This is a genomic window from Streptomyces sp. MnatMP-M17 (assembly GCF_900091995.1).
Taxonomy (GTDB): Bacteria; Actinomycetota; Actinomycetes; order Streptomycetales; family Streptomycetaceae; genus Streptomyces.
The window spans coordinates 1-7,619 of the sequence record NZ_FMDK01000792.1 but is presented as its reverse complement, the minus strand read 5'-3'; the positions used below and the strand labels follow the sequence as shown (position 1 = coordinate 7,619).

At 71.5% G+C, this 7,619-nt stretch carries 7 protein-coding genes; 5 read left to right on the top strand and 2 right to left on the bottom strand.

What is annotated here, in order from left to right; genetic code table 11:
- Both GA0115259_RS30750 and GA0115259_RS42975 read right to left on the bottom strand, forming a co-directional pair.
- A partial coding sequence (locus tag GA0115259_RS30750; protein WP_370748813.1) for a hypothetical protein occupies positions 1–194 on the bottom strand: 194 nt, incomplete at its 3' end.
- A 160-nt stretch (positions 195–354) separates the two neighbouring features.
- A complete protein-coding gene (locus tag GA0115259_RS42975) occupies positions 355–642 on the bottom strand; it encodes a LysR family transcriptional regulator (RefSeq protein ID WP_370748810.1) in 288 nt (95 codons plus the stop codon).
- Positions 643–820: 178 nt separating this feature from the next.
- Here GA0115259_RS42975 and GA0115259_RS30740 point away from each other — a divergent pair, with 178 nt between their 5' ends.
- From GA0115259_RS30740 to GA0115259_RS30720, 5 genes are all read left to right on the top strand, one after another.
- A complete protein-coding gene (locus GA0115259_RS30740; protein ID WP_370748817.1) occupies positions 821–1,792 on the top strand; it encodes an EamA family transporter in 972 nt (323 codons plus the stop codon).
- Between the two features lie 192 nt (positions 1,793–1,984).
- On the top strand, positions 1,985–2,767 hold the full coding sequence (locus tag GA0115259_RS30735; RefSeq protein WP_093603069.1) for a TIGR03084 family metal-binding protein: 783 nt from the start codon (positions 1,985–1,987) through the stop codon (positions 2,765–2,767).
- The gene (locus GA0115259_RS30730) at positions 2,764–4,584 is read left to right on the top strand and encodes an acyclic terpene utilization AtuA family protein (protein ID WP_093603063.1); all 1,821 of its coding nucleotides are present in this window, start codon (positions 2,764–2,766) and stop codon (positions 4,582–4,584) included. The genes GA0115259_RS30735 and GA0115259_RS30730 overlap by 4 nt, the downstream gene beginning before the upstream one ends.
- The gene (locus GA0115259_RS30725) at positions 4,581–6,179 is read left to right on the top strand and encodes an acyl-CoA carboxylase subunit beta (protein WP_093603061.1); all 1,599 of its coding nucleotides are present in this window, start codon (positions 4,581–4,583) and stop codon (positions 6,177–6,179) included. Before GA0115259_RS30730 ends, GA0115259_RS30725 begins: the two co-directional genes overlap by 4 nt.
- Positions 6,180–6,208: 29 nt before the next feature.
- Positions 6,209–7,619 (top strand): acetyl-CoA carboxylase biotin carboxylase subunit (locus GA0115259_RS30720; protein WP_107469298.1); only part of this gene is annotated, 1,411 nt, incomplete at its 3' end.

Genomic DNA, 7,619 nt, shown 5'->3' with positions numbered 1-7,619 from the left:
GCGGGCGCGATGGCCGCGGCGCCGACGGCGGGTACGGCGCTGGCCAGCGTGGTCGCGGTGAGCATCGCGGCGAGTGCGTAGCCACGGCGCGAACGTATCCGGGGGCGGGTGCGCGGAGCCTTCCCCGGGCCGGTGCCCGAACGTATCCACGGGCCGGGAGCGGAGGGTGAGCCAGGATCGGAGGGCATGGCCATGTCTCTCTCCTCTGACGGTCGGACGAGAACGGCATCAGTGTGGTCAACGCCCGGCGGCAGGGCGCGCGGCGAGAGCCATGCGGGTGAACGGAACCGCCATTCGAGTAGCACCGCGGGCACAGCGGGTGAAGGCGCGGGGCGGGGCCCGGCGGTGGTCGAATCAGCTCGTGATGTGCCCGGTCCTCGTAAGCGGGCCCGGTGGCGTGGTCGCGTCCAGGAAGAGCCGGATCAGGGCGAGGACGGTCTCGGGGGCGTCTTCGGGGCTGCAGTGACCTGCGCTCGGGAGTTCAGCGGCCAGGCCGCGGGGGAACGCGGCGTGGAAGAGCGGCAGGAAGTGCTCGGCGCGCAGGGTCTGGTCCGTGAGGTGCAGCCGGACCGCCGCCCTCGTCAGGTTGGACTCTTCGGCGATGGCGAGGAAGCAGCGGAGATGACGCATCTCAATGCTCATGCGCGTGGAGCATGACGGCAGCCCGATCGGCATTTCACGGGGTGAGATGCCGAGCCGTAGCGTGAGCGGGGAAGTGGACGGGTGAAGTACAGTGCGCTGGACTCCAAGTCCATTGAAGTGAACCCCGCGCGTCAACCGCGCGTCAGCTGTGTGCGTCAACCGTGTGCGTCAAGGGAGGATCCCGGTGGAAGAGCCGCGTACCGCTACGGCCGCAGGCGCGGTCCAGCTGCCGGAGGTGGCCGGAAGCGCGGAGGCGGGTACGGCGGAGACCCGTGGCCGCCCGGGGCAGGCCGGGCGCGCGCTGGGCCCGGTCGCGCTGGTCGTCGCCGGTGGGCTGTCCGTACAGTTCGGCTCGGCCGTCGCCGTGCTGCTCATGCCGCGCACCGGTGCCCTCGGTGTGGTCTCGATACGGCTCGTGCTCGCCGCGATCGTCCTGCTCGTGGTGTGCCGGCCCACCCTGCGCGGCCACTCGCGGGCCGACTGGGGAACGGTCATCGCCTTCGGCACGGTGCTGGCCGCCATGAACGGGCTCTTCTACCAGTCGGCCGACCGTATCCCGCTGGGCGCGGCCGTCACTCTCGAAGTCCTCGGCCCGCTCACGCTCTCCGTGATCGTCTCCCGGCGGCTGGTCAATGTGCTCTGGGCCGTGCTGGCGCTCGGCGGAGTGCTGCTGCTCAGCGGCGGCGGTTTCGACCGGCTCGATCCGGTGGGCGCGGCCTTCGCGCTCTCGGCGGGCGCCATGTGGGCGGCCTACATAATCTTCAGCGCGCGGACCGGCCGGCGCTTTCCGCAGGCCGACGGACTGGCGCTGGCCATGGCGGTGGGCGCGCTCCTCGCGCTGCCGCTCGGTGTCGCCGAGTCGGGATCGAAGCTGCTGGTGCCATCGACGCTGGGGCTGGGACTCGCGGTGGCGCTGATGTCCTCCGTCCTTCCCTACACGCTCGAACTGCTCGCCTTGCGGCGGTTGCCCTCCTCGACCTTCGCCGTGCTGATGAGTCTGGAGCCGGCCATAGCGGCGGCGGCTGGATTCCTGGTGCTGAGCCAGGCGCTCTCCGGCACCGACGCGCTGGCGATCGCGCTGGTCATCGTGGCGAGCATGGGCGCGGTGCGGACTCAGGTGGGCGGGAGGAGCGCGCGGGCGGGCAAGTGAATAGGCAAGCGGGCGGGCCGACGGGCAGGCACGCGGGTCGGCCGGCAGCAAAGCAAGCACGCTTGCTTGTTTTTGTTGGCGCTGCCATGCTCCGGGGCACGCACACCGCCGTGTCCCGAGGGGAGCGCACCTGTGTCCGCATCCGGTTCCGTACCTGACTCGGCGTCCGGTGCCGCGTCCGGTTCCGCTTCGGTGCTCGGGCTGCTCGGCGATCTGCGTGCCGAGAGCGAGGAACTCGACGCGCTGGTGGCTCCTCTCGACTCCGGGGGCTGGGCCCTCGCGACTCCTTCACCCGGATGGTCCATCGCCCACCAGATCGCCCATCTCACCTGGACCGACCGGGCCGCGCTGCTCGCCGTAACCGATCCGGAGGCCTTCGCCGAGGAGTCGGAGAAGGCCCTCGCCGCGCCCGACTCCTTTGTGGACGAGGGCGCGGCGGCCGGCGCGTCGCTTCCGCCCGCCGAACTGCTCGCCCGCTGGCGCGACGGCCGCGTACGGCTCCAGAACGCTTTGCGAACTGCACCGTCCGGCGCCCGTTTTCCCTGGTACGGACCGCCGATGAGTACCGCCTCGCTGGCCACCGCGCGGCTGATGGAGACCTGGGCGCACGGCCAGGACGTCGCGGACGCGCTCGGTGCCCGGCGTGAGCCGACCGCGCGGCTGCGGCATGTGGCGTGGATCGGCGTACGGGCCCGGGACTACGCGTATCTGGTCCGCCGGGAACAGCCGCCCGCCGAGCCCTTCCGCGTCGAACTGACCGGCCCTGGCGGCGAGTTGTGGACGTACGGTGCCGAGGACGCGGCCCAGCGGGTGACCGGGCCCGCGCTCGACTTCTGTCTGCTGGTCACCCAGCGGACGCACCGCGCGGATCTCGCCGTACGGGCCGAGGGCGCCGACGCCGACCACTGGCTGGACATCGCGCAGGCCTTCGCGGGCCCGGCGGGCGCGGGCCGCGCGCCCAAGGAGGCCCGATGAGCGACGCCACCGCACGGGGTGGACCTGGTGTGCTGCGCGTACCCGGTGTGCTGCGGATCGGCAACGCCTCCGGCTTCTACGGCGACCGCTTCGACGCGCTGCGCGAGATGCTCACGGGTGGTCCGCTCGACGTTCTCACCGGGGACTATCTCGCCGAGCTGACCATGCTCATCCTCGGCAGGGACCGGATGAAGAACCCGGACGCCGGCTACGCGAAGACCTTTCTGCGCCAGTTGGAGGACGGGCTCGGGCTCGCCCATGACCGTGGCGTGAAGATCGTCGCCAACGCGGGCGGACTGAATCCGGCCGGGCTCGCCACCGCCGTACGCGAGCTGGCCGAGCGGGTGGGTGTACCGGTACGCGTCGCCCATGTCGAGGGCGACGATCTGCTGGCAGGCGATCCGTCGGCCCGTGCGGCTTGGGGCGAGGGCGTCCTCACCGCCAACGCGTATCTCGGCGGCGCCGGGATCGCCGCGTGTCTGCGCGCGGGAGCCGATGTGGTGATCACCGGCCGCGTCACCGACGCGGCGCTGGTGACCGGGCCGGCCGCCGCCCACTTCGGCTGGGACCTCCGGAACCCTGACACCGGTATGCACGACTCCGAAAGCCCCACGGGCCCTGACAGCGCCCACAGCCTGCACGCCCTCGCCGGCGCCGTCGTCGCCGGGCATGTCCTGGAGTGCGGCACCCAGGCGACCGGCGGCAACTACTCCTTCTTCACGCACTTCACGCACCACGACATACGCCGACCGGGCTTCCCGCTCGCCGAGATCCACGCCGACGGCTCGGCGGTCATCACCAAGCATCCCGGCACGGGCGGGACCGTCGATGTGGGCACCGTCACCGCGCAGTTGCTGTACGAGACCGGCGGCGCCCGCTACGCGGGCCCCGATGTGACCGCCCGGCTCGACACCGTACGGCTGGCCCAGGACGGGCCCGACCGCGTCAGGATCACCGGCGTACGCGGCGAGCCGCCGCCTCCCACGCTCAAGGCCGGGCTCACCCGGATCGGCGGCTGGCGCAACGAGGTCGTCTTCGTCCTGACCGGTCTCGACATCGACGCCAAGGCCCGGCTGGTGCGCGAGCAGTTGGCGGACGCGCTCGCGAAACGCCGTCCGGCGCAGGTGAGTTGGGAGCTGGCTCGTACCGATCGGCCGGACGCCGACACCGAGGAGACCGCCAGCGCCCTGCTGCGGCTCGTCGTACGGGACAGCGATCCCGAGGCGGTGGGCCGGGCGGTCGGCACGGCGGCCGTCGAGCTCGCGCTCGCCAGCTATCCCGGTTTCCATGTCACCGCGCCACCGGGCAAGGGCGCGCCGTACGGAGTCTTCGAGGCCGTGTACCTCGATGCGGCCGAGGTCACACAGGTGGCCGTACTGCCGGACGGGCAGCGGATGACGGTGTCGCATCCCGCCCGTACCAAGGCACTTGAGCCCGTTCCGGAGACGGCCGACCAGCTTCCGGAGCCGCTTCCCGAAGGACTGCCGACCCGGCGCGCGCCCCTCGGCCTCGTCGTCGGCGCCCGCAGCGGTGACAAGGGCGGCGACGCCAATGTCGGTGTGTGGGCGAGTGACGAGAACGGCTGGCGCTGGCTGGCCCATGAGCTGACCGTCGAGCGCTTCCGGCAACTGATTCCTGAGAGCCGGGAGTTGACCGTCGTCCGCCATCTCCTGCCCAATCTCCGGGCTCTGAACTTCGCCGTAGAGGGACTGCTCGGCGAGGGCGTCGCGGCCCAGGCCCGGTTCGATCCTCAGGCCAAGGCACTCGGCGAGTGGCTGCGCGCCCGGCATCTGGACATTCCGGAGGTACTGCTGTGACCGTGCTCCCTTCGGCCCTCGACACCGCGTCGCCCGACTACGGCGCCCACCGCGAGGCCATGCTCGGCAAACTCGCCGAGCTGGATGCCGAGCACGCCAAGGCCCTGGCCGGTGGCGGTGAGAAGTATGTGACCCGCCACCGTGCGCGCGGCAAACTCCTCGCCCGCGAGCGGATCGAGCTGCTCCTCGATCAGGACACGCCCTTCCTGGAGCTGTCGCCGCTCGCCGCCTGGGGCAGTGACCATCCCGTCGGCGCGTCCATGGTCACCGGTATCGGTGTGGTCGAGGGCGTCGAGTGCCTGATCACCGCCAACGACCCGACCGTACGCGGCGGCGCCTCCAACCCGTGGACGCTGAAGAAGGCACTGCGCGCCAACGAGATCGCGTTCGCCAACCGGCTGCCCGTCATCAGTCTGGTCGAGTCCGGTGGCGCCGATCTCCCCTCCCAGAAAGAGATCTTCATCCCTGGCGGAGCGCTCTTCCGCGATCTCACCCGGCTCTCCGCCGCCGGAATTCCCACCGTCGCGGTCGTCTTCGGCAACTCCACGGCGGGCGGAGCGTATGTCCCGGGGATGTCCGACCACACCGTCATGATCAAGGAGCGGTCGAAGGTCTTTCTCGGCGGGCCGCCGCTGGTGAAGATGGCCACGGGCGAGGAGAGCGACGACGAGTCGCTCGGCGGCGCCGAGATGCACGCCCGGACATCGGGGCTCGCGGACCACTACGCGCTGGACGAGCAGGACGCGGTCCGTACGGCGCGGCGGATCGTCGCCCGCCTCAACTGGCGCAAGGCGCACGCCGATCCGGGCCCGGCGGAGCCGCCGAAGTACGACGAGGAAGAGTTGCTCGGTATCGTCCCGGGCGATCTGAAGATCCCTTTCGATCCACGCGAGGTCATCGCACGTGTGGTGGACGGCTCGGACTTCGACGAGTTCAAGCCGCTGTACGGGCCGAGCCTGGTGACGGGCTGGGCCCGGCTGCACGGCTATCCGGTGGGCGTGCTGGCCAACGCGCAGGGCGTGCTGTTCTCCGCCGAGTCGCAGAAGGCCGCGCAGTTCATCCAGCTCGCCAACCAGCGTGATATTCCGCTGGTGTTCCTCCACAACACCACCGGCTACATGGTCGGCAGGGAGTACGAGCAGGGCGGCATCATCAAGCACGGCGCGATGATGATCAACGCGGTGTCCAACTCCCGAGTGCCGCATCTGTCGGTGCTGATGGGAGCGTCGTACGGGGCCGGGCACTACGGCATGTGCGGCCGGGCCTACGATCCACGTTTCCTCTTCGCCTGGCCGAGCGCCAAGTCCGCGGTGATGGGCCCGCAGCAGCTCGCCGGTGTGCTGTCGATCGTGGCGCGGGCGTCGGCGGTGGCCAAGGGACAGCCGTATGACGAGGACGGTGACGCGGCGCTGCGGGCGATGGTGGAGCGGCAGATCGAGTCCGAGTCGCTGCCGATGTTTCTGTCGGGACGGCTGTACGACGACGGAGTCATCGATCCGCGCGACACCCGTACCGTGCTCGGGCTGTGTCTGTCCGCGATCCACTCGGCTCCGGTCGAGGGTGTGCGCGGCGGCTTCGGCGTCTTCCGTATGTAACCCGTGTGTTGCGAGGGGTGAGGGACATGATGATCACTTCTGTGCTGGTCGCCAACAGAGGCGAGATCGCCTGCCGTGTCTTCCGGACCTGCCGTGAGCGCGGGATCGCGGCGGTCGCGGTGTACTCCGACGCGGACGCGGGCGCGCTGCATGTACGGGAGGCCGACGCGGCGGTACGGCTGCCGGGAGCCGCGCCCGCCGACACCTATCTGCGCGGCGATCTGATCGTGAAGGCGGCACTCGCGGCGGGCGCGGACGCCGTGCATCCCGGCTATGGATTCCTGTCCGAGAACGCGGAGTTCGCACGCGCCGTACTGGACGCCGGGCTGGCGTGGATCGGGCCGCCGCCGGACGCGATCGAGGCGATGGCGTCGAAGACACGGGCGAAGGAGCTGATGGGAGCGGCCGGTGTGCCGCTGCTCGCGCCGGTGGATCCGGCCTCGGCCACGGAGTCGGATCTGCCGCTGCTGCTGAAGGCGGCGGCGGGCGGCGGTGGGCGCGGAATGCGGATCGTCCGCGAACTCGCGTCTCTCGGCGATGAGTTGACGGCTGCGTCGGCGGAGGCGCGGTCGGCCTTCGGTGACGGTGAGGTCTTCGCGGAGCCGTATGTGGAGCGCGGCCGACATGTCGAGGTGCAGATCCTCGGGGACGCCCATGGCACGGTCTGGGCGCTGGGCACCCGGGACTGCTCCCTCCAGCGCCGCCATCAGAAGGTCATCGAGGAGTGCCCGGCGCCCGGTCTGCCGGCCGCGCTCCGTACGGCCCTGCACGAGGCGGCGGTCACGGCGGCGCGGGCGGTCGGCTATGCGGGCGCGGGCACGGTCGAGTTCCTGGTCTCCGCCGAGGGCCGTCCGTACTTCCTGGAGATGAATACGCGCCTCCAGGTCGAACACCCGGTGACGGAGGAGGTGTTCGGGCTCGACCTGGTGGCGCTGCAACTCTCGGTCGCGGAGGGCGCGGCGCTCCCGGCCGAGCCGCCGCCCGCGTACGGCCACGCGGTGGAGGCCCGTCTCTACGCGGAGGACCCGTCCCGGGCGTGGACGCCCCAGACGGGCACGCTGCACGCCCTGGAGTTCCCGTACGGCCCGTCGGCGGGCATCGGGGGCATCGCGGACGCCACCGCGCCACGGCTGCGCGTCGACACCGGTTACGCCGGCGGCGACACCATCGGTGTGCACTACGACGCGCTGCTCGCCAAGGCCGTCGTCTGGGCGCCCACCCGGGACGAGGCGCTGCGCGCCCTGCGGTACGCGCTGCGGCGGGCGCGGGTGCATGGGCCCGGGACCAATCGGGAGTTGCTCGTACGGTCGTTGGAGCACCCGGACTTCACGGGCGGGCGGTTCGACACCGGGTTCTACGAGCGCCATCTCGACGCGCTGACCGGGCCCGCGTCCGGGCCCGCGCCAGGCGAGCGGCACGCCGCCATCGCCGCCGCGCTGG